Below are 26333 nucleotides of genomic sequence, written 5' to 3' on the forward strand. Positions count from 1 at the left end.
GATGATGTCAGCCACCCTCGCCCAGCTCGCCACGCACGTGCAGGCGCTCACCACCGACGATGTCGCCTACAGCGTGGACGGCGCCACCGTCACCGCGACCGTCGCGGACGAGCCCTTCGTGGTCGCCGAGCTCGACGAGAAGGCGCACACCTTCCGCTTTCTCGCGGTGAAGTCGTCACGGCCGACCCCGCGAACGCCGTCGTGGGATGCCGGCGGTATCTACAACGCGGCCAAGCGCGGCGGGCTCACCGGCCACAAGCCGTCCCAGCTGCGGGTGAAGGCGACGCTCGGCGAGCTGTTCACCCGCAACGGGTGGACGAAGGTGCGCTAACCCCCGAGGCGCTCGTCGAGCTCCTGGATGATGGGCCAGGCCCCCTCCTCGGAGTTGGAGAGCACCGCGATGTCGAGCCCGGCATCCACGTAGTGACGCAGGATGCCGGACGCGCCGACGTTGATGCCGTCCTTGTAGTACGAGCGCACCGTGCCGTCGTCCTCGAGGTCGAACTCGAGCCCGAAGCCGTAGCTGACCGTCTCGTCGTGCGCGACCTGCGGCACGAAGAACTCCTCGGTCCACTCGGCGTCGAGCAGCTCGCCCCCGCGCACGGCCTGCATGAACCGCACCAGGTCGCCGACCGTGGTCTGCGCGCCGCCCTCCGGGGAGCCGATCGGCGGGGAGCTGTAGATGTTCGAGAACCAGGTGCCGTCGTCGCGACGGTCCCAGCCCTCGGCGACGCGGGGCGCGGCGTCGCGGCGATCGTAGAAGCCGGAGTCGAGCATCCCCGCCTTCGTGAACACCTCGTCGAAGACCACCTGACGGTAGGGCAACCCGGTGACCCGCTCGATGGCGAGGCCGGCGAGCACATAGCCGACGTTGTTGTAGCGGCAGACGGTGCCCGGCTCGGCCAGCGGTGTCTTGTGCACGAACTGGGGCAGGAAGTCCTTCGTCTCGACGATCGAGTAGTTGGGCACCTGGAGGAACAGGTCCTCGTAGCGCTCGCCCGCCTCCTCGTCGGCGTCGTCCGCGATGCCGCTCGTGTGGGTCAGCAGGTGCAGCAACGTGACCCCGACCGGGATCTGCGTGCCCTCGAGGTCGACGTAGTGATGGATCGAGGTCTCGAGGTCCAGCTCGCCCTTGCCCACGAGCTGCAGGGCCGCGACCGCGGTGAAGAGCTTCGTGATGGATGCCGTGTCGAACCGCATGTCGAGCGTGTTCGGCACCTCCCACCGCGGTGTCGCGAACCCGGTCGCGGCCTCGTACAGGGTCGCGTTGCCCTTGCGGATGAGCACCGCACCGCTGAACTCGTGCTCGGCCAGAACGTCGTCGAGCCCGTTCGTATCCATGCCGCAACGATAGCCTGAGTGCCATGCTGCTGAGTCGGCTCGCCATCGTCCCGACAGGCCCGGTGCTCATCGCGCAGGCCCGCCGGCTGCGCCGTGACACGCCCCGGCTGCCGGATGCCGCACCGCCGTGGCAGGGCGCGTTGCCCGGTCCGCGGCCGTTGCGGCTGCTCGTGCTCGGTGACTCGACGGCGGCCGGAGTCGGTGCCGACACCCAGGATGACGCGCTGCCCGGTGCCCTCGCCCGGGAGCTCACCGCACGACTCGGCCGTGGCGTGGAGTGGCGCGCGGTGGGGCGCAACGGCGCCACCGCTCGCGACCTCATCACGGACTACCTCGACGAGGCCACCTCGGCTCCGGTCGACCTCGTGTTTCTCAGCGTGGGGGCGAACGATGCGCTCGGCATCCGCTCGCGGGGGGCGTTCGCGCGCGACATCCGCACCATCGTCGCGAGGCTGCGCGAAGCGAACCCGAAGGCCACGATCATCATGTCGTCGCTGCCCGCGTTCCACCGCTTCGAGTTGCTGCCCAACCCCCTGCGCTGGAACCTCGCGCTGCACTCGCGCAGCCTCGAGGATGCCGCCCGCGCGATCATGGACGCCACTCCGAACGCGACGATGTCGCCGAAGCCGCCACCGTACACGGCCGGGTTCTTCGCGAGCGACCTGTTCCACCCGAGCGCCCAGGGCTACCGCGACTGGGCCCGCTTCGCGATCGAGGATGCCGCGCTCAACGGATCGCTGCCACCGGCCGCCACATGACCAGCGCCGCGGCGACGACGAGCACCACGAGCACGCCGGCGGCCCAGGCCAGCCCCGAGTAGCCGAGGAGGGCGAGCACGGGACCGGCGCTCGCGCCGCCGAGCGCACCCGAAAGGCTCATGATCGTGTCGGTGCGACCCTGCACCCGCACCCGTGTCGCTCCGGTGACGAGATCGGAGACGAGCGCCGATCCCGCGACGGTGGCAGCGCTCCAGCCGAGTCCGAGCAGCACCAGGGCCACCGTCACCGCGACGTCGCTCTGCTCGGCCAGGCCGATGACGACCACCGAGGCCGCGAGCATCGCCTGCCCGGCGATGATCACCGGCATGCGTCCCACGCGATCGCTCGCCCAGCCGAACACCGGCGAGAGGGCGAACATGCCGGCGACGTGCAGGCTGATGGTCAGCCCCACGATCGAGATGCCGACCCCGTGACTGGTCAGGTGCACCGGCGTCATCGACATGATCGAGACCATCACCGCATGGCTGACCGCGATCGTGCCGATGGCGAAGACCAGCGTGCTGCGGCCTCGCACGACCCCGGCATCCGCGACCGGTGCGAGTTCGACCTCGCGGCCCTTCGCGAGCAGCAGGGGATCGGGCCGCAGCGCCGCGACATACAGCGCGGCCGCGAGCAGCTGGGCCGCGATCGCGATCACGAACGAGCCGGTGTGGGTCGGCAGTCCGAGCGCGTGCTGGATGAGCTCGCCCGGACCGAACAGGTTCGGGCCGATCACGGCACCGATCGTGGTCGACCAGACGACGAGCGAGAGATCCCGACCGCGGCGGGCGGGCGCGGCGACGTCCGTCGCGGCGAACCGGGCCTGCAGACCGACCGCGGTGCCGACGCCGAGCATGGCGAAGCCGACGACGAGCAGCGGAAAGAAGACCAGCCCGGTACCGACGACGGTGAGGATCGATCCCAGCGCCGCCGTGAACGCGCCGGTCGCCAGCGCGGGGCGACGACCGAGTCGCTGGGCGAGCCGCGCGAGCGGGATCGCGGCGATCGCCGCGCCGAGCGTGCTCGAGGTCGCGGCGGCGCCGGAGAGCGCCGGCCCGGCGATCTCCGCGGCGATCACGGCACCGATCGCGAGGGTGGCGCCCTGCCCGAGCCCGGCGAGCACCTGCCCCGTGACGAGCACTCCGACGATGCGGCGCTGGACGGCGGTGTCGGCTGTCGCGGTGGTCACCGACCCATTCTCCCCCGTCGCCGGCGAGCGCCCCGCCGGTAGCGTGTGGGCATGGCCACGTTCCGCTCGGTTGCCGCCGTCGCCGACGAGCTCTGTGGTGCACCGCCCGCCGCCCGCCGCATCATCGGCATCACCGGGCCACCCGGCGCCGGCAAGTCGACGATCGCCGAGCAGCTCGTGCAACGGCTCGACGCCGCGGCGCTCCTCCCGATGGACGGCTTCCACTTGCCGCAGGCCCGCCTCATCGCCCTCGGCCGGCGCGAGCGGATGGGGGCTCCGGACACCTTCGACATCGACGCCTTCGTCGAGACGCTCGCGCGTGTGCGTGGTGACGCGACGGTGCTGGCGCCCGGCTTCGACAGGCAGATCGAGGAGCCGGTGGATGCCGCCATCACCATCGCGCCATCGGTGCGCACCGTGGTGGTGGAGGGCAACTACCTGCTGCTGGACTCCGGCGGGTGGGAGCGGGTCGCACCACTGATCGACGTGAGCTTCTTCGTGCGCGTCGATGACGGCATCCGTCACGATCGACTCATCGCGCGGCACGTACGTTACGGCAAGAGCGAGACGGATGCCCGGGCCTGGGCTCTCGGGCCGGACGAGACGAACGCGCGGCTCATCGCGGCGAGCGCGGGCCGCGCCAACCACGTGATCGAGTTCCCGTAAGGCAGCCCGTCGGGCGCCCCGCGACCATCCTCCCTCTGGGGCCCAGCCTCAGGGCAACGCCGCGGGAAGATCGGCGACGCTCTGGAGCACGATGTCGGCGCCGGCGCTCGCCAGGGCCGACTCCTCACGTCCGCCCGTGAGCACGCCCACCACGAGCCCGGCCCCGGCGGCGCGGCCGCTCGCGGCGTCGGACTCGGTGTCTCCGACCGTGACCATCGCGGCCACCGAACTGGTCGCCGTCCGCAGCAGTGCCGTCAGTGCCAGGTCGGGGGCGGGACGACCGCGCCCGGCGTCCGCGGGGGTGAGCACGACATCCGCGAGATCGGTCCAGCCGAGCGCGGCGAGGATCGCATCCGCCGTCGAGCGGGAGAACCCGGTCGTGAACGCGATCTTCAGACCACGGGCGCGCAGCGACCGGATGGCCTCCTCCGCGCCGGGGATGGGTTCGCAACGCCCCTCGTCGATGAGCTCGCGGAATGCCGCCTCGAACTGGGCATTGATCGCCTGCGCCGTCTCTTCGTCGGCGAGCGCCCGGAAGACCTCGATCTTCGACTGGCCCATGGTCGCGCGCACGTGATCGAGCGCCGCCTCTCTACCGTCCTCGGTCGCCTTCACCCGATCCCAGGCCCGAGCGAACGCGCTCTCCACGAGGCCGTCGTCGACGACGGTCGTGCCTGCCATGTCCAACACGACGAGTTCGAACTGCGATGTCATGGTGCTCCTTCTGTGGTCGAGAACAGTTCCGCGACGACCCGATCGCCCAGACCGAGCCCCGTCGTCATGCCGATCCCGGTGGTGACCGCCACGACGCGCACGCCGTCGGCCGGCCGCTCCACCAGGAAGTCCTGCGGGGCCGAGGCGTAGACGCCCTGCCACCGCTGCCGAATCCGCACGGGCTTGCCGAACAGCTCGGCCGTGATCCGCTCCAGCACGCCGAACGCGGCCTCGTCCTGGAAGGGCGAGACGGTGACCGCCCGAACGTGTGTGTCGCCGACGACGAGGGTGCCGTCCGGCCGCTCGGTGTACATCTGGTTGATGTCGTGCTCGATGAGCTCGGGATGATCGCGCTCGAACCGCTGACGCACGTCGGTCGCCGACGGGGATGACGCGAACGCCGAGTACCGGAGCATCGACGAACCGGTGAGCACCGGCAGTTCGAGGCCGACGCCGTCGGCCAGCAGCATGTCGAGGGAGCAGCGCACCACACCGTGCCGCTCCGCGAGCTGCGGATACAGCTGGTCGACATCGAAGTTGGTCGCGACCACGATGCACTCCGCGCGAACCTCGCCGCGGCTCGTGTGCACCGTTCCGCTCTCGACGCCGAGGGCGGTCGTGCGCCACAGGAAGTCGACGCCACGGTCGGCGAGGTGGCGGGCGATCGCGGGCGCGGCGGCGCGGGGGTCGACCTGCAGGTCGAGCTCGCTGCGCATCCCCCCGACGGCGCCGATGACCGGTGCGAGGTCCGACACCTGCGCGGCGGTCAGCAGCGGGCCCGCACCGGACTCGGCGAGCACCGCCAGCTCGTCCTCGGCTCGGGCGACCACGAGCGCTCCGCTCTGCCGCATCCAGAACCCGCACCGCTCTGCGAGATCGATCCAGAGCGCGCGGGCTCGCGCGGCGTACTCGCCCGCCTCGCCGCGATGCATCCCCGTGCCGACGTGTCCGAAGTTGCGCACGCTCGACCCGACGATCTCGGTCGATCGCTCGATCACGACGACCCGCAGCCCTCGCCGCAGCGCCGCGTCCGCGTGGGCGAGCCCGACGATCCCGGCTCCGACCACCGCGAGGTCGTATCCCCCGCCGGTCATTTCAGCGCTCGCCGGATGAGCATCGCAGCACCCTCGATGAGCAGCACGAGCGCGATGATCAGCAGCAGGAAGGCGGTCACCTGGTCGTACTTGGAGACCCGCAGCGAGTCGTAGAGGTAGAGACCGATGCCGCCACCGCCGACGATGCCGAGCAGCGTGGCCGCTCGAACGTTCTGCTCGAGCAGATAGAGCAGGTGCCCGACGAATGCGGGGATGCTCATCGGCAGGGTCGACGCGAAGAACACCTGAGGTCGCGTGCCGCCGACGGCGATGATCGACCGCTCCGGACCGTGGGGCACCTCTTCGAGCGAGTCGGCGATGAGCTTGCCGAGCAGGCCGATGCCGCCGATGCCCAATGCCAACGTGCCCGCCTGCGCGCCGAGACCCGAGACGATCACGAACAGGATCGCCAGGATGAGCTCGGGGATGCCGCGGATGACGAGCAGCGCACCGCGAAACGTGTTGCGCACGATCGGACCGGGGGCGACGTTGCGCGCCGCGAGGGTGCCGAAGAGCGCCGAGAGCACCGCGCTGATCAGGGTCGCCGCGAACGCCACCTGGAAGGTCACCAGAATGGCGCCCATCACGTCGTCGAGGCTGTAGATGCCGAAGGTCGGCGGCCACAGGTTGTCCTTGGCGAGCAGGATCGGCAGATTGCTCCAGAAGGTGAAGAGATCCGACCAGTGGGCCTGCGAGGCCACGAAGCTGCCGGCGAGCACCGCGACGGCGATCCAGATCGAGACGGTCGCGCCGAAACGTTCGCCGGTCCACGGCCGCTTCATCGCCGCCTGGATCGCGGCCCCGCGATCCTCCTCGACCCCGGGCTTGCGGATGGCCGCGGCGATGGACGTCGACCTGCGGGCCGCGGCGCGCACGATCGTGTCGCCCATGCCCTTGCCGGTCGGCCGCACACCGAGCAGACGGGACCGCACCACCGACGAGACGATCTCGAACAGGATGCAGAGCACGATGATGGTCAACGCGATCGGGATCGCCCGACGGTAGTTCAGCGCGTGGATGGCGTTGGAGAGCTCGAGCCCGAGGCCGGCGACGCCCACGTAGCCGAGGATGACCGTCTCGCGCAGGTTGATATCCGCGCGATGCAATCCCACCGCGACCCAGGCCGGGAACACCTGGGGCACGACGCCCGCCCAGAACTCCTGGGCCTTCGAGCCGCCCGCGGAGCGGATGGCCAGCCGCGGTCCCTCGTCGATCTGCTCGATCGCGTCGGCGAACATCTTCGAGATCATGCCGATGGAGTGCAGGGCGAAGGCGAGGATGCCGGGCAGCGGTCCCAGCGAGAACAGGAAGACGAAGATGCTCACGAACGCGATCGCGGGAATCGACCGGGAGACCACACCGAGTCCGCGGCAGAGCATCATCACGACCGGATGCGGCGTCGTGTTCCGCGCGGCGCCGTACGCCACGGGGATGGAGATGAGGGCCGCGATGAAGGTGCCGACGATGACGATGCCGAGGGTCATCCCGACCGCGCCCCAGAACTCGCCGACGCCGGCCCAGCCCTCCCAGACCAGGGAGGCGGACTCGCGGTCGTAGCGCCAGCCGGGCCACACGAGAGGGGTGGCGCGGGCGACGAACTGCGGGATGTTGTCGAGGCTGTCGATCATCGAGCTCAGGGAGAACCCGAGCCCGGAGAACGACACGACGCCGAGCACGAGCAGCACGAGCAGGGTCACCACCGAGACGACCGTCGCGGGCTTCGGCGGCGGGCGGCGCACGGCCGCGACGCGCGCCGCGAGGTCGGTCACCGCTGATCCTGGTCGGGGTCGTGCTCGAGTTCCCGCTGGAGCTCCTCGGTCAGCATCTGCGTGCGAACATCGGCGAGCTCGAGTTCGATCGCGGTCAGCTCGGTGGTGCTGGTCGCGACGCGGCCGTAGATCTCCATGACCTGGTCGCGGCCGAGGTCCTGGGTGGGCGTGTCGAGCACGACGCTGCCCGCACGCAGGCCCACGATGCGGTCACCCCAGCCGAGGGCGAGGTCCACCTGGTGCAGGCTGCAGATCACCGTGAGCGACCGTTCGGCGGCGATCTCACGGATGAGGGCCATCACCTGGCTGCTCGACTCCGGATCGAGCGAGGCGACCGGTTCGTCGGCGAGCAGGATCTCGGGGTCCTGCATGAGCGCGCGGGCGATGGCAACGCGCTGCTGCTGTCCGCCGGAGAGCGTGTCGGCGCGCTGATAGGCCCGCTCGAGCAGACCGACGCGGTCGAGGTGCCCCAGCGCCTTGAGGCGCAGCGAGCTCGGATAGCTGAAGACGCCGAGCCGGGGCGCGTGCAGCTTCGCCAGGGCCCCGGTGAGCACGTTCTCCAGCACGGTGAGGGGGCCCACGATCTCGAACTGCTGGAAGATGAAGCCGATGCGGCCGCGAAGTGCGCGCAGGGCGGCGCCGCGCAGGGCCGGAACATCCTGGCCGAGCGCGCGGACGGTGCCGGTGCTCGGTGATTCGAGCCCGTCGATGTGCCGCAGGAGGGTGGACTTTCCGGAGCCCGAGAGCCCCAGGAGCACGACGACCTCGCCGCGCTCGACCGTCAGCGACACCCCCTGGAGTGCAGGATCGGCGGCGCCCGGGTAGGTCTTGCCCAGGTGCTGGATCTCGACGACGGGAGTGTCGCTGACGGTCATGATGCGATGTTCCTTACTGGCAGGACTCGACCGACGGCAGCTCGGTGCAGAGCTCGCGGATCTGGTCGTAGTAGGCGTCGTCGACGGGCTTGAGCGCGGACATCCAGTCCTTCGCGGCGGCGACGTCGTCGACCACCACACCGGCCTCGATCATCTCCTCGAGGGTGACGTCGGAGAGGCCGGCGACCAGCGCGTCGATCACCGACTGCGGGAGCGCGTTCGAGTAGACGATCGGCGGGCCGGGGACGAGCTCACGGGCGACCTCGATGAGCTTGCCCTCCTCGATCAGCGGGTCGGCGACGGCGTCCTCCGCGAAGCCCACGGTGCACTCGCTGCCCGCGACGACCTTCTCGGCCGACGCGTCGTGCTTGCCCGCGAAGACGGGGGTCAGGTCGGCGGACGGGTCGACACCGGCCTCGAGGAGCGCCTTGCTCGGGAACAGGTAGCCCGAGGTCGAGGTCTCCGAGACGAAGCAGGTGTTCTGGCCCGCGAAGCCCTCGAGCGTCGTGATGCCGGACTCGGGGTTCGCGACGGCGACCGAGTAGTAGCCGGGCTCGGTGAGCTCACCGGTGACCACCGCCGAGAACGGCGTGACCTCGGCGCCGTTCTTGTTCGCGGCGTAGTAGGTGAAGCCCGAGAACGCGGCGACGTCGACCTTGCCGGCGATGGAGGCCTCGATGAGCGCAGTGTAGTCGGCCGCCTCGAAGTAGTCCACCGTCTTGCCGGTGACGATCTCGATGTACTGAGCGAGCGGCTCCCAGTTGTTCTGGGTCGACTCGGTGTCGGGCACGACGCCGAAGACGAGCGTGCTCTCGTCGCCCGACGCGAAGGTGCCCGCGTCCGCGGTGGCGTCGTCGGCCGGCGTCGCGGCGCACGCGGTCATGGCGCCGAGCACGAGCGCGGCAGCGCCGACGCTCAGCAGACGCTTGGATGCAATGTTCAAGGGAGAACCTTTCGTGAGTGTCGGCGGCTGGCCGACGGTGAGAGCAGGACGCACCGAAGCTAAGCGGGGCATGTGTCCGCGAACGCAGCGCCGAGTGAACGGCAGCCGAACAGCGAGCCACGCGAGCGCACCGAGGGCCGCCGGGGACGCGACACCGACCGGGCCGCGTAAACTAGTGAGCACACCCCGCGAAGGAGTCACGTGCCCACCATCGTCGTCGAGGTCATGCCCAAGGCCGAACTGCTCGACCCGCAGGGCAAGGCCATTGCCGGTGCCCTCGCGCGTCTCGGCAAGAGCGAGTTCAGCGCCGTGCGGCAGGGCAAGCGCTTCGAGCTCACGGTCGACGGCCCCGTCGACGAGGCGCTTCTCGCCGAGGTGCGTGAACTCGCCGAGGACATGCTCGCCAACACCGTGATCGAAGACGTCGTGAGCGTGCACCAGGCCGAGATCGAGTCCGTCGCCGCGGGCGAGACGCACTGATGCGCATCGGCGTCATCACCTTTCCCGGCTCGCTCGACGACCGGGACGCGCAGCGGGCCATCCGTCTCGCCGGGGCCGAGTCCGTGTCGCTCTGGCACGGCGAGCACGACCTGAAGGGCGTCGACGCGCTCGTGCTGCCCGGTGGCTTCAGCTATGGGGACTACCTGCGTTGCGGCGCCATCGCCGCGCGGTCGCCGATCATGTCCGAGGTCATCGACGCCGCGAATGCCGGGATGCCCGTGCTCGGCATCTGCAACGGCTTCCAGATCCTCGTGGAGGCCCACCTGCTGCCCGGCGGCCTCATCCGCAACGATCACGGCGACTTCATCTGCCGCGACCAGCGGATGCGCGTCGAGAACACCTCGACCGCGTGGACGAACGGCTTCACCGAGGGCCAGGAGATCACGATCCCGCTCAAGAACGGCGAGGGCGGCTTCATCGCCGATGCCGAGACCATCGCCCGACTCGAGGGCGAGAACCGCGTGGTGTTCCGCTACCTCGACGTGAACCCGAACGGCTCGATGAACGACATCGCCGGCATCGCGAACGAGCGCGGCAACGTCGTGGGTCTGATGCCGCATCCCGAGCATGCCGTGGAACCCGGCTTCGGACCGGACACCCCGGACGCGATGCGCTCCGGCACGGACGGCCTCACCTTCTTCACCAGCGCGATCGCCGCGTTCGTCAGCGCGTGACGCCCCGCGCACTCTTCCGGCTGGTCGCCATCGCCGAGGCGATCACCTGGACGCTGCTCATCGCCGCGCTCATCGTGCGGGCGACCACCGGGTTCGCCCTCGGCGTGACGGTCGCGGGTGGCATCCACGGTTTCGTGTTCCTGGCGTACGGCGCGACCGCGGTGCTGCTCGCCGTGAACCAGCGCTGGCACCCGGGCGTCGCCGCGGTCGCGATCGTCAGCGCCATCGTGCCCTACGCGACCATCCCGGTCGAGATCTGGCTCGCGCGCACCGGTCGCCTCGACGGTGATTGGCGACGCGACGAGACGGATGACCCGCGCGACCGGGTCTGGATCGACCGGCTCGCCCGGTGGTTCATCCGTCACCCGGTGCTGCTCGTGCTCGCCATCGCGGCCGCCGTGGTGGTGCTGTTCGTCGTGTTGCTGTCGCTCGGGCCGCCACAGTTGCCCGGCTCCGCGCACTAGCCCTCCCGAGCGCCGCTACGGCGAGATCAGGAAGAACGGGATGACCCCGTCGTTGCGCGCGTGCACGATCACCAGGAACACCACGGCATCGAACAGCAGGTGCACGGTCAGCACGTAGACGAGCGACTTGGTCTGGGAGTAGATCCAGCCCTGCAGCAGCGCGAACGGGATCGTCAGCAGCGGGCCCCACGACTGGTAGCCGAGTTCCCAGAGGAACGAGACGAAGATGATCGCCTGCAGCAGGTTCGCCTGCCAGGTGGGGAAGTGCCGCTTGAACAGCACGAACACGGTGATGATGAAGAACAGCTCATCCCAGGTGCCGACCGCGTTGACGCCGATGAAGAGGCGCCCGATCTCGTGCCACTCGGTCACCGCGGGCCAGTTGAGGTAGACCCCCGAACTGATGAAGTAGAACGGCAGGATGAGCCAGCCGAGGAACAGCACGAGCGCGAGGTACCCCCACTGCACCGGGGTCCAGGGCCAGCCCCCGCGCCAGCGGAACCGGATGATGCGGTCTTTGAACACGAACCGCGAGATCAGGTACGGCACCGCCACGGCGGCGGCGAGCACGACGCCGAGCAGGAAGAAGTTGGTCCAGCCGATGTCGGCCTCGACGGAGATGGTGGAGACGATCGCCATGCCAACCGCGATCAGCAGCAGGTCGCGGAACAGTCCTTCGCTCAGCGCCCGGCGGTCGAACGCCCAGGCGACGACGAGGGCGACGACGAGCATCCCGTAGCCGACCAGGGTCGACGCGACGGAGGTGCCGCGCCAGGCGAACAGGAACAGGGCCGATGCGCTCAGCAGCACGGCCGGCACGAGGGACCACGACCATGCGGGGCGAGGCGGGGCGTCGATCGTCTCGTCGGCGGGCACGGGGTCAGCCTAGCCGGGGCGTCGTGATGTGCCGCGGGGTCGCACGAGCGCTACCTTCGTCGTACGAGCGATGGAGGCAGTAGATGCGACGCGGCGGTCGGACGATTCTCTCCGGTGGACTGACGGTGGCACTGGTCGGCGGCATCATCGCGCTCGCCTCGGTGTTGCCGGCGAGCGCCACGGTCGTCACCCCCGGCGGCGACCCCGACACCGACGTCGACCAGGTCGCCGCGGACCTCGAGGTCGTCGGGCTGGAACACGACTCGATCCTGCTGGCCAATCGGCTGCCCGCGCCGCCGGTCTCGCCCACCGCATACCCGGCCGGCTCGTTCAGCGGCACGGGCACCGATGCCGCGCTCGTCGTCGTGCGCGACACGCAGACCCTGCGCGAGAGCCGCGCGTTCTGCATCGACCTGGACACGACGACCTATGCCGGCATCGACTACTCGAACTCCGACTGGACGACCGCGGGCGTGCCGAACAGCTCGTACATCGTCTACATCCTGCTGAACTACCCGTGGGATGCGGTTGCGCCGGGCTCGCGCACGGCCGAGGTCGGGGCGATCCAGGCGGCGATCTGGTTCTTCAGCGACGGTCTCGTGCTCACCTCGGGCGACCCGGCTCGGCCGCGCACCGCGGCGATCGTCGACGACGCGATCCTGAACGGTGGTGCGACCCCACCCCCGACCCCGCCCACCCTCGTGGTGACGCCCGCGGATGCCGAGGCGCCGTCGACCGGCGAGCTCACCGGCCCGTTCACGGTCTCCGGCTCCGCGACCGGGGCGACCGTGCAGACCATCGACGGACTCGACCTGTACCTGGATGCCGCGGGCACCATCCCCGCATCCGTCGGTACGGCCGCACCCCCGGGAACGCAGTTCTGGGTCGCGAATGCCCAGACGATGACGCCGCCGGCCTCGTTCTCCATCGGGTTGGACTACACGATCCCGGTCGGCACCGTCTACCTCGCCGATCCGGACCCCGACGACTACCAGAAGATCGTGCTCGCCCAGGAGGCGAGCCTGCCGGTGCGCGCGGGAGCGTCGGTCTCGGTCTACTCCGCGGGCTCGGTGGTCGTGACGCAACGCATCGAGGGGCCCGCCGCAGGCGACCAGGGGGAGATCACCCTGGTGCTGAACTGCGATCTGCCCGTCGCGTCGCCCGCGACGACGACGTTCACGGTGGCCGCGGGCGCGGCGGCCGGGGACCGGTCGTTCACGGCGACGGGACTGCGAGCGGGCGCGACCTGTCGAGTGACGCAGACCGCGAACGGTGCGACGGCCCGCGCGATCGTGTCCATCACGACGATCAGTCCGGCGAGCGTCGCGGTGCCCGCGGCGCCGGCGACGGCAGCGCAGGTGCTCGTCGTCACGCGGTACACGGCGCCGCTGCCCGTCACCGGAACGGGCCTCGGCCTCACCCCGACGGCGGGTCTGCTCGTGCTGCTCGGCGGCGGCGTGCTGCTCATCGCTCGACTGCGACCGGCGAGGCGACCGCGCGGGTAGGATCGAGGCATCCGGCCATCGCCACTCTGGAGCTCCGTGACCTTCGTCGACACCGTTTCCAACGCCGCCGCGACCCCCGAGAAGCCGCAGCCATATGCTGCGCTCGGGCTCAAGGACGACGAGTACGCGCGCATCCGTGAGATTCTCGGCCGCCGCCCCACGAGCGGCGAGCTCGCCATGTACTCGGTGATGTGGAGCGAGCACTGCTCCTACAAGAGCTCGAAGATCTACCTGCGCCAGTTCGGCCAGAAGGTCAGCGAGAAGATGCGCAAGAACCTCATGGTCGGCATGGGCGAGAACGCCGGCGTCGTCGACATCGGCGAGGGCTGGGCCGTGACGTTCAAGATCGAGAGCCACAACCACCCGAGCTACATCGAGCCGTTCCAGGGCGCGGCCACCGGCGTGGGCGGCATCGTGCGCGACATCATCTCGATGGGCGCCCGCCCCGTGGCCGTGATGGATGCCCTGCGCTTCGGCGCGATCGACGACCCGGACACCGCACGCGTGGTGCACGGCGTGGTGAACGGCATCAGCTTCTACGGCAACTGTCTGGGCCTGCCGAACATCGGCGGCGAGACCTGGTTCGACCCGGTGTACCAGGCCAACCCGCTCGTCAACGCGCTCGCGGTCGGCGTGCTCCGCCACGAGGATCTGCACCTGGCGAACGCGAAGGGCGCGGGCAACAAGGTGGTGCTCTTCGGGGCGCGCACCGGCGGTGACGGCATCGGCGGGGCATCCATTCTCGCGAGCGACTCGTTCAGTGCGGGCGGACCGACCAAGCGCCCGGCGGTGCAGGTCGGCGACCCCTTCGCGGAGAAGGTGCTCATCGAGTGCTGCCTCGAGCTCTTCCAGCAGGATCTCGTCGAGGGCATCCAGGATCTCGGCGCGGCCGGCATCTCGTGCGCGACGAGCGAGCTCGCCTCGAACGGCGACGGCGGCATGTACATCGAGCTGGACAAGGTGCTGCTGCGCGATCCCAGTCTCACCGCCGAGGAGATCCTCATGTCGGAGAGCCAGGAGCGCATGATGGCCATCGTGCGCCCGGAGAAGCTCGAGGGCTTCCTCGCCGTGACCGCCAAGTGGGACGTCGAGACGAGCGTGCTCGGCGAGGTCACCGACACCGGTCGGCTCATCATCGACTGGCACGGCGAGCGCATCGTCGATGTCGAACCGCGCACCGTGGCCGTCGACGGCCCGGTGTACGAGCGACCCGTCGCCTACCCGACCTGGATCGACGCCCTGCAGGCCGACACCGCGGCGACCCTGCCCCGCTCGACCGACCTGCGCGGCGACACGCTGCGCCTGCTCGGCTCACCGAACCTCGCCGACAAGACCTGGGTCACCAACCAGTACGACCGCTACGTCATGGGCAACACTGCGCTGAGCTTCCCCGACGACGGCGGCATGGTGCGCGTCGACGAGGAGTCGGGACTCGGCTTCGCCGTCGCGACGGATGCCAACGGCCGCTACTGCCAGCTCGACCCGTACCGCGGCGCGCAGCTCGCACTGGCCGAGGCGTTCCGCAACGTGGTCGCGACCGGGGCGACGCCCGTCGCGGTCAGCGACTGCCTGAACTTCGGCAGCCCGGAGAACCCCGAGGTCATGTGGCAGTTCTCGAAGGCCGTCGAGGGACTGGCCGACGGATGCCTCGCGCTCGAGATCCCCGTCACCGGCGGCAACGTGAGCTTCTACAACCAAACCGGGGACGTGCCGATCCACCCCACGCCGGTGGTCGCGGTGCTCGGCGTGATCGATGACGTCGGTCGTCGCATCCCCTCCGGCTGGCAGGACGAGGGCAACAACATCTACCTGCTCGGCGTCACGCGCGACGAGCTGGACGGCTCGGCGTGGGCGGGCGTGCTGCACGAGCACCTCGGCGGACTGCCGCCCGAGGTGGACTTCGAGGCCGAGCAGCGACTGGCGGGCCTCATGTCCGCGGCCGCGATCGAGTCGCTCACGGCATCCGCCCACGACCTCGCGGACGGCGGCCTGGCGCAGGCGCTCGCGGAGAGCGTGCTGCGCTTCGGCATCGGGGCGAGGGTGTGGATCACCGAGATCATGCAACGGGACGGCGTGGACGCCACGGCGGCGCTCTTCAGCGAGTCGACGGCACGCCTGCTGGTGAGCGTGCCGCGCGAGGACGACGTGAAGTTCCAGTCGGTGTGCGAGGTGCGCGGAGTGCCGTTCCTGCGCATCGGCGTCACGGAGAACTCGGGCGTGCTCGAGGTGCAGGACGAGTTCACGATCACGATCGACGAACTGCGTGCCACGCACCGGGGAGCGCTTCCCGCCGCATTCGGCGCGGTCGTCGGCGGGTAGGTCGTGACCGACCTCGGGGCGACGGCCGGCATCGGCCTGACGTCCGCCGAGGTGCGCGAACGCCGTGAGCGCGGCGAGGTCAACACGCTGCCGGATGACACGGGCCGGTCGTTCCTTCGAATCCTCTACGCCAACGTCTTCACCCTGTTCAACGCCATCGCGGGCGCGGGCTTCCTGCTCGTGCTGCTGCTCGGCTACTGGCAGGACGCCCTCTTCGGCGGGTTCCTCATCGCCAACGTGCTCATCGGGGTGGTGCAGGAGTTCCGGGCGAAGCTCACGCTCAGCCGCCTGAGCGTGCTCCACGCCCAGAAGGCCCGCGTGCTGCGCGACGGCGTCGTGCAGGAGATCGCGATCGCCGAGGTCGTCCTCGACGATGTCATCCTGCTTTCCACCGGCGATCAGGTGGTCGCCGACGCGATCGTGATCGAGGACGGCCGTCTCGAACTCGACGAGTCGCTGCTCACGGGCGAGGCGGAACCGGTCGCCGGCACCGTCGGCCGCGAGGTGCTCTCCGGCTCCAGCATCGTCGCCGGCAACGGTGTCGCCCGCGTGGTGCGCGTGGGCGGCGACTCCTACGCGAACCGGGTGACGAGGGAGGCGAAGCAGTTCTCGCTGGTCAACTCGGAGCTGCGCACGTCGATCGCGCGGGTCATCCGATGGATCAGCTGGCTGCTGCTGCCGATCGGCGCGATCGTCGTCAACGGTCAGATGCAGGCGCGCGGGGGTTGGCAGGCTGCGATCGAGAGTGGTGCCTGGCGTGAGGCCGCGGTCGCGTCCGTCGCCAGCCTGATCGGGATGGTGCCGCAAGGGCTCGTGTTCATGACGAGCGTGGCCCTCGCCGTCGGAGCGGTGCAGCTCGGCCGCCGCGGGGTGCTCGTGCAGGAACTGGCGGCGGTCGAAGGGCTCGCGCGCGTCGACATTCTCTGCCTCGACAAGACCGGCACGCTCACCGAGGGCGGCGTCGAGTTCGAGGCGGTCGAGGTGCTCACCGAACCGCGGGGTTGGCGGCACGCGCTCGCGTGGTTCGGCGCCGACGTGCACGCCAACGCCACCGCGCGAGCCCTCGCCGGCGCGTTCACGGATGCCGCGCCCGAGCCGGTCTCGACCGTCGAGTTCTCTTCGGCACGCAAGTGGAGCGCGGTGAGCTTCGACGATGGGCGGGCGCGTGGCACGTGGCTGCTCGGCGGACCCGACATCCTGGTCGCGGACGAGGATGCCGTGCTCGACCGCGCGAGGCAACTCACCAGCGCCGGCGCCCGCACGCTCATGCTCGCGCACGTGCCCGAGCCCATGACGACGCAGCAGGCGGACTCCGAGCTGCTGCCCGATGCCATCACCCCCGTGGCCTTCCTGACCTTCCGCGAGAAGCTCCGCCCCGACGCGCGCCGGATTCTCGAGTACTTCGACGCGGAGGGCGTGGATCTCTGCATCATCTCCGGCGACGACCCGCGCACCGTCGCCTCGGTCGCGCGCGCTGCGGGGATGACCGTGACGGGGCACGGATTCGACGCCCGGGACCTGCCCGAGGATGCCGCGGCGCTGGCCGAGGTGATGTCACGCGAGCGGGTGTTCGGCCGCGTCACCCCCGCGCAGAAGAAGGACATGGTGATCGCCCTGCAGTCGGCCGGGCACACGGTGGCGATGACCGGCGACGGCGTGAACGACGCCCTCGCGCTGAAGCACGCCGACCTCGGCATCGCGATGGGCTCCGGCGCGCCCGCCACGCGTGCCGTCGCCCGCATCGTGCTGCTGGACGGCCAGTTCTCCCACCTGCCGCGCGTGGTCGCCGAGGGCCGCAAGGTCATCGCCAACGTCGAGCGGCTCGCGAAGCTCTTCCTCTCGAAGACGGTCTATGCGATCGCACTCGCGGTCTTCTTCGGCGCGGTGCTCTGGCCGTACCCGTTCCTGCCGCGCCAGCTCTCGATCGTCGACGGGCTCACCATCGGTCTCCCGGCCCTCGTGCTCGCCCTGCTGCCGAACCACCCGCGCTATCTCGCGGGGTTCTTGGGCAGGGCGGCCAGATTCTGCATCCCCTCCGGGCTCACCATCGCGGGGGTGCTCATCCCGGTCGTGGCCTACGCCTACCTCAGTGGGCAGTTCGACACCGCAGCGATCCAGGGCACCGCGGTCATCACCCTCACGCTCACGGGCCTCTGGGTGCTCGTGATCCTCAGTCGGCCGTTCAACTGGTGGAAGGCCTGCCTCGTCGCCGCGATGTACGTCGGGCTGGTGCTCGTGCTGGCGACGCCGATCGCCCGCGAGTTCCTGCAGCTCGAGGTGCCCCCGCTCGAACTCATCCTGATCTCGGTGGCCGCCGCCGCAGTGGGCACCGTCGTGCTCGAGGTGCTCTACCGGTTCGGGGGCGCCCGCGGCTCTCAGGCGCCGGCGAGCAGGTCCACGCGCTCGGCGAGGTAGTCCCCGAGCGGTCGCGTCGCCGTGCCGTTCCAGCGCACCAGCACCGAGCTCCCGTCGACGACGAGCGGATCGCCCGGTGGCTCGAGCTCGATCGCCCGATAGTCGAAGTTGACGGTCTCCCCTTCCGGAAAGCGCCCGCGCGCCGCGGCGCGGCGATGCTCCCGCCGCACCTCGGCATCCGGCGACTTGTTCGCGACCCCTCGCAGCGGCTCGATCGCCCGCGTGACCTGGCCGGTCGCGTACAGCCGGCCATTTCGATCGAGCAGCAGCACGCCGAGCCGCCACGCTCGGCCCGCGGGGACCAGCCGGCGCCCCCGCCAACGCGAGTTGCGCTCCTCGGCGAGCGCCTCGTCGGGAAGCTCCCGTGCCTCGAGCTCCTCGACCGTGCGGCGCAGCAGCGCCGACAGGTCAGACATCGAAGGTGACGCCGGTCGCCTCCTCGGCGAGCCGCCACACCTCGGCGCCGAACGCGGGTTCGGCGCTCTGAGCCACGGGTGTGGTCGGCGCGGGCCGGCCGACCGTCGAGAACCTCGGCCCGAAGAACTGGCCGCCCTGCACGTCGGGATCGGTTGCCGCACGGATGACAGGGGCGGCCCCGCGATCCTTGCCGTGCGCCATGGGTCGCAGCAGCCAATCGCCGAGCTTCTGGCCCGCGGACCCGGTGTCGGTGATCCCGGCACGACGCGCCGACGTGGCGTCGAGCGCGAAACCGGGATGGGCCAGGATCGAACGAACGGCGAGTCCCCGGGCCCGCGCCCGACGGTCCAGTTCGAGCGCGATCGCGTGCACCGCGTGCTTCGAGGCGGCGTATGCGCGCGAGACCGAGAAGCGGCCGCGCTCCTGCTGGAGGTCGGCCAGGTCGGCCTTGGACAGTCGGGTCGCGAGGCTGCCGAGCCAGATCACCCGGGCATTCCGGCTCAGCGACGGCCAGAGCAGCGCCGTGAGCGCGAACGGGCCGTACGCGTTCGTGCCGACCATGGTCTCGAAGCCGTCGGCGGTGGTCTCGCGACGACGCGGCGCGGAGGTGCGCCCGGCGTTGTTGACGAGCACGTCGATCGGAGCGTAGGCAGCGAGCTCTTTCGCGGCCGTGCGAACGGAGGCGAGCGAGGCGAGGTCGAGCGTGACGTGTTCGAGTTGCGCATCGGGTACGCGGGCACGGATCGAGGCGAGCGCGACCTCGGCCTGCGACGCCGAGCGCGTGGTGAGCACCACTCGGGCGCCCGCGGCGGCCAGCCCTTCGGCCACGAAGTAGCCGACGCCCCGGCCGGCACCGGTGACCACGGCCGTGCGACCGTGTTGCGACGGCGTCGTCACGGCGTCTCGATGGCGCCCGTGGCGATCTGCTCGTGGTGGTGGATGACCTCAGCGATGATGAAGTTCAGAAACTTCTCGGCGAGGTCAGGGTCGAGGTGCGACTCCGAAGCGAGCTGACGCAGTCGCGCGATCTGCACGCGCTCACGCTCGGGATCCGACGGAGGCAGCCCGGTCTCGGCCTTCAAGCGACCGACGCGCTGCGTGAACTTGAAGCGCTCCGCGAGCAGGTGCACGAGCGCGGCATCGATGTTGTCGATGCTCTGCCGCAGACTCGTCAGCTCGGCAGGCGGCTGGTTCTCGTTCATCGCTCAACGATAACGGCTGGCCGCACACAGAACTGATCGGCGGGGCCGGACCCTGGCGATCCGGCCCCGCCGACGATGGGGGGTGTGACGACGAGGCGTCAGTGGTGGATGGCCTTCTCGGCGCCGATGCCGGTCAACGACCGCACCTCCATCTCCGCCTGCTTGCCCGGGTCCTCCTTCTTGCGATCGAGCACCGTGCCGAGCCAGCCGAGGAAGAACGCCAGCGGAATCGAGATCAGGCCCGGGTTGGAGAGCGGGAAGAACGCGAAGTTCACACCGGGGATCATCGAGGTCGGCGACCCCGACACCACGGGGGAGAAGGCGATCAGGATGATGGACGACGCGAGTCCACCCACCATGCTCCAGACCGCGCCCCGCGTCGTGAACCGCTTCCAGAACAGCGAGTAGAGGATGGTCGGCAGGTTCGCAGATGCCGCGACGGCGAAGGCGAGCGCGACCAGGAACGCGATGTTCTGTCCGTTCGCGCCGATGCCGCCGATGATCGCGACGATACCGATCACGACGACCGTGCGCCGCGCCACCTTCACTTCCTCCTCGGGCTTGGCCTTGCCCTTCTTCACCACGTTCGCGTAGATGTCGTGCGCAAAGGATGCCGCCGCCGTGATGGTCAGGCCCGCCACCACCGCGAGGATGGTCGCGAACGCCACCGCCGAGATAAGGCCGAGCAGGATCGGTCCGCCCAGCTCGAACGCGAGCAGGGGAGCCGCTGAGTTCGCGCCGCCCGGAGCCGCCGCGATCACGTCCGGTCCGATGAGCGCCGCGGCGCCGTAGCCCAGCACGAGTGTGAAGACGTAGAAGATGCCGATGAGCCAGATCGCCCAGACCACCGAACGGCGGGCCTCCTTCGCGGTGGGCACCGTGTAGAACCGCATGAGCACGTGCGGCAGACCGGCGGTGCCCAGCACGAGGGCGAGCCCGAGCGAAACGAAGTCGATCTGCGTGATCGCGTTCACGCCGTACTTGATTCCGGGATCGAGGATCGCAGGGTTGCCCGCGGTCTCGACGGCGTGGTCGAGCAGGGTCGAGAGATTGAAGCCGTGGAGCGCGAGCACCCACACCGTCATCACGCCGGCACCGACGATCAGCAGCACGGCCTTGATGATCTGCACCCAGGTGGTGCCCTTCATGCCGCCGATGAGCACGTAGAGGATCATGAGCGCGCCGACGATGGTGATGACCACCGACTGACCGACCCGGTCGTTGATGCCCAGCAGCAGCGAGACCAGCCCGCCCGCCCCGGCCATCTGCGCGAGCAGATAGAAGAAGCACACCACGAGCGTGGTCGTCGCCGCGGCGATGCGCACGGGGCGTTGCTTCAGCCGGAACGAGAGCACATCGGCCATCGTGTACTTGCCGGTGTTGCGCAGCAGCTCGGCCACCAGCAGCAGCGCGACGAGCCACGCGACGAGGAAGCCGATGGAGTACAGAAAGCCGTCGTAGCCGGTGATCGCAATCGCGCCGGCGATGCCGAGGAAGGATGCCGCCGACAGGTAGTCGCCGGCGATGGCCGCACCGTTCTGCGGCCCGGTGAACGATCGACCGGCGGCGTAGTAGTCGGCGGCGGTCTTGTTGTTCCGGCTGGCGCGGATCACGATGACGATCGTGATGGCGACGAACGCGCCGAAGATCGCGATGTTGAGAATCGGGTTGCCGGGCGAGGTCGCCGTCTCCATGAAGACCATCAGCGCACCACCCCTGCGGTCTCGGCCTCGTCGCGGATCTCGGCCGCGAGCGGGTCGAGGCTGCGGTTGGCGAAGGAGACGTAGATCATCGTGACCGCGAACGTGGTCACGACCTGCGCGAGCCCGAGCACCAGGCCGACGTTGATGCTGCCGATCACCGGGATGGACATGAAGTCCTTCGCGTAGGCCGCGAGCAGCACATAGGCGAGGTACCAGAGCAGACTCGCGGCGGCGACGGGGAAGACGAACCCGCGCAGTCGTTTGCGCAGTCGTCTGAAGTCGTCCGATTGCTGGATTCGAACGAAGTCGGCCTCGGTCGGCTCCGTGCTGGCGGGGGCGTCGTTGCCCATGGATGCTCCTCCGTGCTTGCGGCGCGGGCTCATCACCCGCGCGCCATCGGTCAGGTCGGTTCACTGTCGCGCACGACGGGCGTGCGCGCCGCCGCGCGCCGTTCGTCGTCGCTCAGCGGCGGCTGTGCTGCGACGAACGGCACTGCCGGGTCGGCGAACGATGGCCTATCGTGAGGTTCATGGCCGAGTCGACGCTGCTCGCCCTGGCTGGCGGGTGCCTTCTGGGGATCGTTGCGGCTGCGATCGTGGTGTTCGCGCGGCGATTCGCGCGGCGCTCCGAGTTCGCGACGGACGCCGAACGCGCCACCTACACGACCCTGCACCTCGCCTCACGCGCTGCGACCCATCTTCGGGGCGGACTCGTCGGGGGCGAACCGGCCAAGGCCGCCCGGCAGTTGCGTTCCCTGCTCGACTGCCACGCCCTCGCCCTCGCCGACGAGCGCGGGGTGCTCGCCATCGACGGCGAAGGGGGTGCGGACTGGGCGGCCGCGGCGGAGCGGCTCGCGTCATCCGTTCGGGTGTCCGGGCGCGAGGAGATCCTGCGTGACGCCGTGCGTTCCCACCGTGACGTCTTCCACGCGGTCGCCGCGCCCATCCGCAGTGGGGATCGCGCCGTCGGCGCGGTGGTCGCCTTCGCGCCCGCGGTGCGACCCGGTCTCGTGCGCGCCACCGGCGAGGTCGCCGAGTGGGTCGCGGCGCAGCTCGAGCTCGCCGAGCTCGACGCGTCCCGGGCCGCGCTCGCCGAGTCCGAGGTTCGTGGCCTGCGTGCACAGATCAGTCCGCACTTCATCTACAACGCGCTCAACGCGATCGCCTCGTTCATCAACAGCGACCCCGCCAAGGCGCGCGATCTCGTGCTCGAGTTCGCCGATTTCACGCGCTACTCCTTTCGACGCGACAGCGACTTCACGACGCTCGCCGAGGAGCTCGGCAGCATCGACAACTACCTGAAGCTCGAGCGGGCTCGATTCGGCGACCGCCTTGCGGTCTCGCTGCAGATCGCTCCCGAGGTGCTGGGCACCGTCATCCCCTTCCTCAGCATCCAGCCGCTCGTCGAGAACGCGGTGCGCCACGGGCTGGAGGGCCTGGAGGGGGGCGGGCGCATCACGATCACCGCGGCCGACTCGGGAGCGTACGCGGAGATCACGGTCGAGGATGACGGGGTCGGCATCGACCCGGAGGCCCTGCGAGACGTGCTCGCCGGCCGCCCATCGAGCGCCCATGTCGGCCTGCGGAACGTGGACGCCCGCCTGCGCCGCGTCTACGGCGACGAGCATGGGCTCGTCGTCGAAACCAACCTGCGGGCGGGCACCCTGGTCACGCTGCGGGTTCCGAAGTCGCAGCCCGGCCGCGATGTCACCCCCGGCGTGAGGTTCGCCTCGTGATCTCGGTGCTCATCGCGGACGACGAGCAGCCGGCGCTGGACGAGCTCGCGTACCTGCTCGGCCACGACCCGCGCGTCAGCGTGGTGCACCGCGCCGCCTCGGGGGCCGATGCGGTGCGGCAGCTGACGGCGGAGTCCGTGGATGCCGTGTTCCTCGACATCCACATGCCCGGCCTTTCCGGCTTCGACCTGGCCCGCACACTCGCCCGCTTCGACCGGCGACCGGCGCTCGTGTTCGTGACCGCGGACGAGGAGGGCGCGATCGAGGCGTTCGAGCTCGCCGCCGTCGACTACCTGCTCAAGCCGGTGCGTGCGGCCAGGCTCGAGCGGTCGTTGAGCCGCGTCATCCAGTCGCTGCAGACCGGGGCACCGGCACCGCAGACCGCGGACCAGCAGTCGTTCGTCACGGTGAGCGTCGGCAGCACCACGCGCATGATCCAACGCGACGAGGTGCGCTTCGTGCAGGCACAGGGCGACTACGCGCGGCTGCACACCGCCAGTGGGTCGCACCTGGCTCGCATCCCCATGGCCGACCTCGAGCGGCAGTGGGCCGCACACGGGTTCGTTCGCATCCACCGCTCGTATCTGGTCGCGTTGCGCCACGTCACTCGGCTGCGGTTGGCCGGTCCGCATCCCGCGGTCGAACTCGAGGGGGTCGAGTTGCCGGTGAGCCGCCGACTGCTCCCCTCGCTGCGCGAGGCGCTGGCGGCGAACCGGCTGAGGTCGCGGCGATGACCCAACCGGTGCCGGCCCGCGTGCGGGTCACGGCGCCCCGCGCTGGCGAACCCCGACCGGGCCTCTCCCATGCGCCGACGAACGACAGCGATGTCGGCATCGAGTACGCGCGATCGCTGCTGCGCTCGCAGCTGCGGTTGGGGCTGCTGTGCGCGAGCGTGTTCATTCTCTCTCTGATCGCGATCCCGCTCAGCTTCGCGCTGCTGCCCCGGCTGGAGACGCTGCTCGTCGCGGACCTGCCGCTGTCGTGGTGGCTGCTCGGGTTCGGCGTGTACCCGATCGCGATTGTCGTCGCGATCGTCTACGTGCGCGCCGCCGCGCGCAACGAGGCGCGGTACCGCTCGCTCGCGGAGCCCGAATGAACCCGGTCGTGGGCTATCTCGCGATCGCCGGCGTCACCGTGGTCACCGCCGCGATCGGCTTCTTCGGGTTGCGGTTCTCGCGCACCACGAGCGACTTCTACGTCGCCTCCCGTCAGGTGCGACCGTGGTGGAACGCCTCCGCGATCGGAGGCGAGTACCTCTCGGCGGCGAGCTTTCTCGGCATCGCGGGGCTCATCCTGTTGCAGGGCAAAGACGCGTTCTGGTTTCCGATCGGCTACACCGCCGGCTACCTCATGCTGCTGCTGTTCGTGGCCGCTCCGTTGCGTCGATCCGGCGCCTACACGATCCCGGACTTCACGCAGGCTCGCCTCGAGTCCCGCGCGGTGCGCCGCATCACCAGCGCGCTCGTCATCATCATCGGCTGGTTCTACATCGTGCCGCAGCTGCAGGGCGCGGCACTCACCGTCGGCATCACCACCGGCCTGCCGCCGTGGATCGGCTCCATCGCGATCGCGGTGATCGTCGGCGTGATCGTGGCGGCGGGCGGTATGCGCTCCATCACCTTCGTGCAGGCCTTCCAGTTCTGGCTCAAGCTGACGGCGCTGGCGGTGCCCGCGGTCTTCCTGCTGATCGTCGTGCGCGATCCCGCGATCGGCCGCCTCGACCCGTCGATCGCCTTCGCGGCCGCCCCCGTCGTCCACGGCGACGCGTACAGGGTGATCTCCCTGGCGGTGGCACTGCTGCTGGGCACGATGGGACTGCCGCACGTGCTGGTGCGGTTCTACACGAATCCGGATGGCGCTGCCGCCCGCCGCACGACTCTCATCGTGCTCGGCCTGCTGTCAGTGTTCTACCTGTTCCCGACGGTCTTCGGACTCCTCGGCCGGGTGTTCGCCCCCGAGCTCGCCGCCGAGGGCGCCGCCGACGCCCTCGTGCTGCTGCTGCCCGGCATGCTCGTGCCCGGCCCGCTCGGCGATGCCCTCACCGCGCTGGTGATCGCCGGGGCGTTCGGGGCGTTCCTGTCCACCTCGTCCGGCCTGGTCGTCTCGCTCGCGGGGGTGATCAGTCAGGATCTGTTCGGGGGGAGCGTGCGCGGGTTCCGGATTGCGGCGGTGGCGTCATCCCTCGTCCCGCTGGCGGTGGCCCTGACGACGGCCAGCGGCGGCCTCGCCGGCAGCGTCGGGCTCGTGTTCGCCTTCACGGCGTCCACCCTGTGCCCGGTGCTGCTGCTCGGCATCTGGTGGCGCGGGCTGACCGCGCGCGGCGCGATCGCCGGCATGCTCACCGGGGCGGTGGCGTGCGGCGCGGCGATCCTCGTCGGTCAGTTCGTCGGGGGCGAGCCGATCTGGTTGCGCGGCATGCTGCAACAGCCCGCTGCCTGGACGGTGCCGCTGGCCTTCGCCGTCACCGTGCTGGCGTCACGTCTCGATCGGCGGGGTGCACCGCGCAACGCGGCGCGGTTCCTCACCCGGCTCCACACGCCGGAGCGCTCACTGACCGGCTGAGACGAGCCGCGAGCGCAGTCGCTCGCGCACCTCGGGCCACTCCTCGGCCAGGATCGAGTACACCGCGGAGTCCCGCCACGTGCCATCGGGTCGGGGCATGTCGCGTCGCACGACGCCCTCGAACGTGGCCCCCAGCTTCAGGATGGCTGCCCGCGACCGCGCGTTCACCGCGTCGGCCTGGAGCTTCACGCGACCGAAGCCGTGCGCGAACGCCTCCTCGAGCAGCAGCAGCTTCGCCTCGGGGTTGACGAAGGTGCCCCAGACGCGTGGCGCGTACGCCGTCCACCCCAGGTGGGCGTGCTCGCGCCGTTCGTCGAAATCGCTGAGCGTGGAGGTGCCGACCAGGTCGCCACTCGCGAGCCGCACACCGTAGACGTTGCCGTCGCGCCAGGGGTAGTACGAGCGACCGAACTCCACGAAGCCGGCCTCGGTGTCCCGAAACCCGGTCGGGCCCCCGCCGTACCCCGCGGCGAAGACCTCCGGCACGCCGATCGCCGCGAACAACTCGGGCAGGTCGTCGACCGTCAGCGGTTCGAGACGGATGCCGCGTCCCTCGAGCACGCGCCGCGGCGGAATGGTGGCTGACACGGCATCCAGTCTCCTACAGTGTG

The 26333-nt window shown here is 70.3% G+C and carries 27 protein-coding genes; 13 read left to right on the forward strand and 14 right to left on the reverse strand.

The window, feature by feature from the left end:
• Nucleotides 1-4: 4 nt before the first annotated feature.
• Nucleotides 5-331, forward strand: a complete 327-nt coding sequence (locus PYV02_RS00635; RefSeq protein ID WP_275755142.1) for a hypothetical protein — start codon at nt 5-7, stop codon at nt 329-331.
• On the opposite strand, the gene PYV02_RS00640 is transcribed toward PYV02_RS00635, so the two are convergent.
• Nucleotides 328-1341 (reverse strand): serine hydrolase domain-containing protein, encoded by a 1014-nt coding sequence (locus PYV02_RS00640; protein ID WP_275755144.1) that lies wholly within the window; start codon nt 1339-1341, stop codon nt 328-330. The two genes, PYV02_RS00635 and PYV02_RS00640, sit on opposite strands and share 4 nt — an antisense overlap.
• Before the next feature lie 23 nt (nt 1342-1364).
• Between PYV02_RS00640 and PYV02_RS00645 the strand changes: the two genes are divergently transcribed.
• Complete coding sequence (locus tag PYV02_RS00645) at nt 1365-2099, forward strand: SGNH/GDSL hydrolase family protein (RefSeq protein ID WP_275755146.1); 735 nt, start codon at nt 1365-1367, stop codon at nt 2097-2099.
• Here PYV02_RS00645 and PYV02_RS00650 read toward each other — a convergent pair.
• Nucleotides 2068-3288: an MFS transporter gene (locus PYV02_RS00650; RefSeq protein ID WP_275755148.1), complete on the reverse strand. Its 1221-nt coding sequence runs from the start codon at nt 3286-3288 to the stop codon at nt 2068-2070. The two genes, PYV02_RS00645 and PYV02_RS00650, sit on opposite strands and share 32 nt — an antisense overlap.
• 51 nt (nt 3289-3339) lie before the next feature.
• On the opposite strand from PYV02_RS00650, the gene PYV02_RS00655 reads away from it, so the two are divergent.
• Complete coding sequence (locus PYV02_RS00655) at nt 3340-3954, forward strand: nucleoside/nucleotide kinase family protein (RefSeq protein ID WP_275755150.1); 615 nt, start codon at nt 3340-3342, stop codon at nt 3952-3954.
• Nucleotides 3955-4002: 48 nt separating this feature from the next.
• Here the strand turns inward: PYV02_RS00655 and PYV02_RS00660 are convergent, their stop codons facing one another.
• The 5 genes from PYV02_RS00660 to phnD are packed head-to-tail and all read right to left on the reverse strand — an operon-like array spanning nt 4003 to nt 9349.
• Entirely contained in the window at nt 4003-4668 is a 666-nt protein-coding gene (locus PYV02_RS00660; RefSeq protein WP_275755152.1) for a phosphonatase-like hydrolase, read from the reverse strand.
• Nucleotides 4665-5762: a TIGR03364 family FAD-dependent oxidoreductase gene (locus PYV02_RS00665; RefSeq protein WP_275755154.1), complete on the reverse strand. Its 1098-nt coding sequence runs from the start codon at nt 5760-5762 to the stop codon at nt 4665-4667. The genes PYV02_RS00660 and PYV02_RS00665 overlap by 4 nt, the downstream gene beginning before the upstream one ends.
• Entirely contained in the window at nt 5759-7531 is a 1773-nt protein-coding gene (phnE, locus tag PYV02_RS00670) for a phosphonate ABC transporter, permease protein PhnE (RefSeq protein WP_275755157.1), read from the reverse strand. Before phnE ends, PYV02_RS00665 begins: the two co-directional genes overlap by 4 nt.
• Nucleotides 7528-8406: a phosphonate ABC transporter ATP-binding protein gene (gene phnC / locus PYV02_RS00675; RefSeq protein WP_275755159.1), complete on the reverse strand. Its 879-nt coding sequence runs from the start codon at nt 8404-8406 to the stop codon at nt 7528-7530. Before phnC ends, phnE begins: the two co-directional genes overlap by 4 nt.
• 13 nt (nt 8407-8419) lie before the next feature.
• The gene (gene phnD / locus PYV02_RS00680) at nt 8420-9349 is read right to left on the reverse strand and encodes a phosphate/phosphite/phosphonate ABC transporter substrate-binding protein (RefSeq protein ID WP_275755161.1); all 930 of its coding nucleotides are present in this window, start codon (nt 9347-9349) and stop codon (nt 8420-8422) included.
• Between the two features lie 201 nt (nt 9350-9550).
• Between phnD and purS the strand changes: the two genes are divergently transcribed.
• Genes purS through PYV02_RS00695 form a run of 3 tightly spaced genes read left to right on the forward strand, consistent with a single transcriptional unit; the run spans nt 9551 to nt 10988 of the window.
• Nucleotides 9551-9829 (forward strand): phosphoribosylformylglycinamidine synthase subunit PurS, encoded by a 279-nt coding sequence (gene purS, locus PYV02_RS00685; protein WP_275755163.1) that lies wholly within the window; start codon nt 9551-9553, stop codon nt 9827-9829.
• Entirely contained in the window at nt 9829-10524 is a 696-nt protein-coding gene (gene purQ / locus PYV02_RS00690) for a phosphoribosylformylglycinamidine synthase subunit PurQ (RefSeq protein ID WP_275755165.1), read from the forward strand. Before purS ends, purQ begins: the two co-directional genes overlap by 1 nt.
• Complete coding sequence (locus PYV02_RS00695; RefSeq protein ID WP_275755166.1) at nt 10521-10988, forward strand: DUF3817 domain-containing protein; 468 nt, start codon at nt 10521-10523, stop codon at nt 10986-10988. The genes purQ and PYV02_RS00695 overlap by 4 nt, the downstream gene beginning before the upstream one ends.
• Before the next feature lie 15 nt (nt 10989-11003).
• On the opposite strand, the gene PYV02_RS00700 is transcribed toward PYV02_RS00695, so the two are convergent.
• Nucleotides 11004-11864 (reverse strand): CPBP family glutamic-type intramembrane protease, encoded by an 861-nt coding sequence (locus PYV02_RS00700; protein ID WP_275755168.1) that lies wholly within the window; start codon nt 11862-11864, stop codon nt 11004-11006.
• A gap of 83 nt (nt 11865-11947) precedes the next feature.
• Here PYV02_RS00700 and PYV02_RS00705 point away from each other — a divergent pair, with 83 nt between their 5' ends.
• The 3 genes from PYV02_RS00705 to PYV02_RS00715 are packed head-to-tail and all read left to right on the forward strand — an operon-like array spanning nt 11948 to nt 18103.
• Nucleotides 11948-13369, forward strand: a complete 1422-nt coding sequence (locus PYV02_RS00705) for a thioester domain-containing protein (protein WP_275755170.1) — start codon at nt 11948-11950, stop codon at nt 13367-13369.
• Between the two features lie 36 nt (nt 13370-13405).
• A complete protein-coding gene (gene purL / locus PYV02_RS00710; RefSeq protein WP_275755173.1) occupies nt 13406-15688 on the forward strand; it encodes a phosphoribosylformylglycinamidine synthase subunit PurL in 2283 nt (760 codons plus the stop codon).
• Nucleotides 15689-15691: 3 nt separating this feature from the next.
• Nucleotides 15692-18103 (forward strand): HAD-IC family P-type ATPase, encoded by a 2412-nt coding sequence (locus PYV02_RS00715; RefSeq protein ID WP_275755174.1) that lies wholly within the window; start codon nt 15692-15694, stop codon nt 18101-18103.
• Here PYV02_RS00715 and PYV02_RS00720 read toward each other — a convergent pair.
• From PYV02_RS00720 to PYV02_RS00740, 5 genes are all read right to left on the reverse strand, one after another.
• Nucleotides 18064-18519: a hypothetical protein gene (locus PYV02_RS00720; RefSeq protein ID WP_275755177.1), complete on the reverse strand. Its 456-nt coding sequence runs from the start codon at nt 18517-18519 to the stop codon at nt 18064-18066. The two genes, PYV02_RS00715 and PYV02_RS00720, sit on opposite strands and share 40 nt — an antisense overlap.
• Entirely contained in the window at nt 18512-19417 is a 906-nt protein-coding gene (locus PYV02_RS00725; RefSeq protein WP_275755179.1) for an SDR family NAD(P)-dependent oxidoreductase, read from the reverse strand. Before PYV02_RS00725 ends, PYV02_RS00720 begins: the two co-directional genes overlap by 8 nt.
• The gene (locus PYV02_RS00730) at nt 19414-19722 is read right to left on the reverse strand and encodes a chorismate mutase (protein ID WP_275755180.1); all 309 of its coding nucleotides are present in this window, start codon (nt 19720-19722) and stop codon (nt 19414-19416) included. Before PYV02_RS00730 ends, PYV02_RS00725 begins: the two co-directional genes overlap by 4 nt.
• A gap of 98 nt (nt 19723-19820) precedes the next feature.
• The gene (locus tag PYV02_RS00735; RefSeq protein ID WP_275755182.1) at nt 19821-21416 is read right to left on the reverse strand and encodes a solute symporter family protein; all 1596 of its coding nucleotides are present in this window, start codon (nt 21414-21416) and stop codon (nt 19821-19823) included.
• Between the two features lie 8 nt (nt 21417-21424).
• A complete protein-coding gene (locus PYV02_RS00740) occupies nt 21425-21775 on the reverse strand; it encodes a DUF485 domain-containing protein (protein ID WP_275755184.1) in 351 nt (116 codons plus the stop codon).
• A 179-nt stretch (nt 21776-21954) separates the two neighbouring features.
• Here PYV02_RS00740 and PYV02_RS00745 point away from each other — a divergent pair, with 179 nt between their 5' ends.
• The 4 genes from PYV02_RS00745 to PYV02_RS00760 are packed head-to-tail and all read left to right on the forward strand — an operon-like array spanning nt 21955 to nt 25722.
• Entirely contained in the window at nt 21955-23160 is a 1206-nt protein-coding gene (locus PYV02_RS00745; RefSeq protein ID WP_275755187.1) for a sensor histidine kinase, read from the forward strand.
• A complete protein-coding gene (locus PYV02_RS00750) occupies nt 23157-23894 on the forward strand; it encodes a LytR/AlgR family response regulator transcription factor (RefSeq protein ID WP_275755190.1) in 738 nt (245 codons plus the stop codon). Before PYV02_RS00745 ends, PYV02_RS00750 begins: the two co-directional genes overlap by 4 nt.
• A complete protein-coding gene (locus PYV02_RS00755) occupies nt 23891-24256 on the forward strand; it encodes a DUF485 domain-containing protein (RefSeq protein ID WP_275755192.1) in 366 nt (121 codons plus the stop codon). Before PYV02_RS00750 ends, PYV02_RS00755 begins: the two co-directional genes overlap by 4 nt.
• Nucleotides 24253-25722 carry a sodium/solute symporter gene (locus tag PYV02_RS00760; protein ID WP_275755194.1) on the forward strand — a complete coding sequence of 490 codons (1470 nt, stop codon included), beginning with the start codon at nt 24253-24255 and terminating at the stop codon, nt 25720-25722. The genes PYV02_RS00755 and PYV02_RS00760 overlap by 4 nt, the downstream gene beginning before the upstream one ends.
• Here PYV02_RS00760 and PYV02_RS00765 read toward each other — a convergent pair.
• Nucleotides 25708-26310, reverse strand: a complete 603-nt coding sequence (locus tag PYV02_RS00765; RefSeq protein ID WP_275755195.1) for a GNAT family N-acetyltransferase — start codon at nt 26308-26310, stop codon at nt 25708-25710. The genes PYV02_RS00760 and PYV02_RS00765 overlap by 15 nt on opposite strands.
• Between the last annotated feature and the right edge of the window lie 23 nt (nt 26311-26333).

Origin of the sequence: Antiquaquibacter metalliresistens (assembly GCF_029211225.1) — a bacterium.
Classification (GTDB): domain Bacteria; phylum Actinomycetota; class Actinomycetes; order Actinomycetales; family Microbacteriaceae; genus Rhodoglobus; species Rhodoglobus metalliresistens.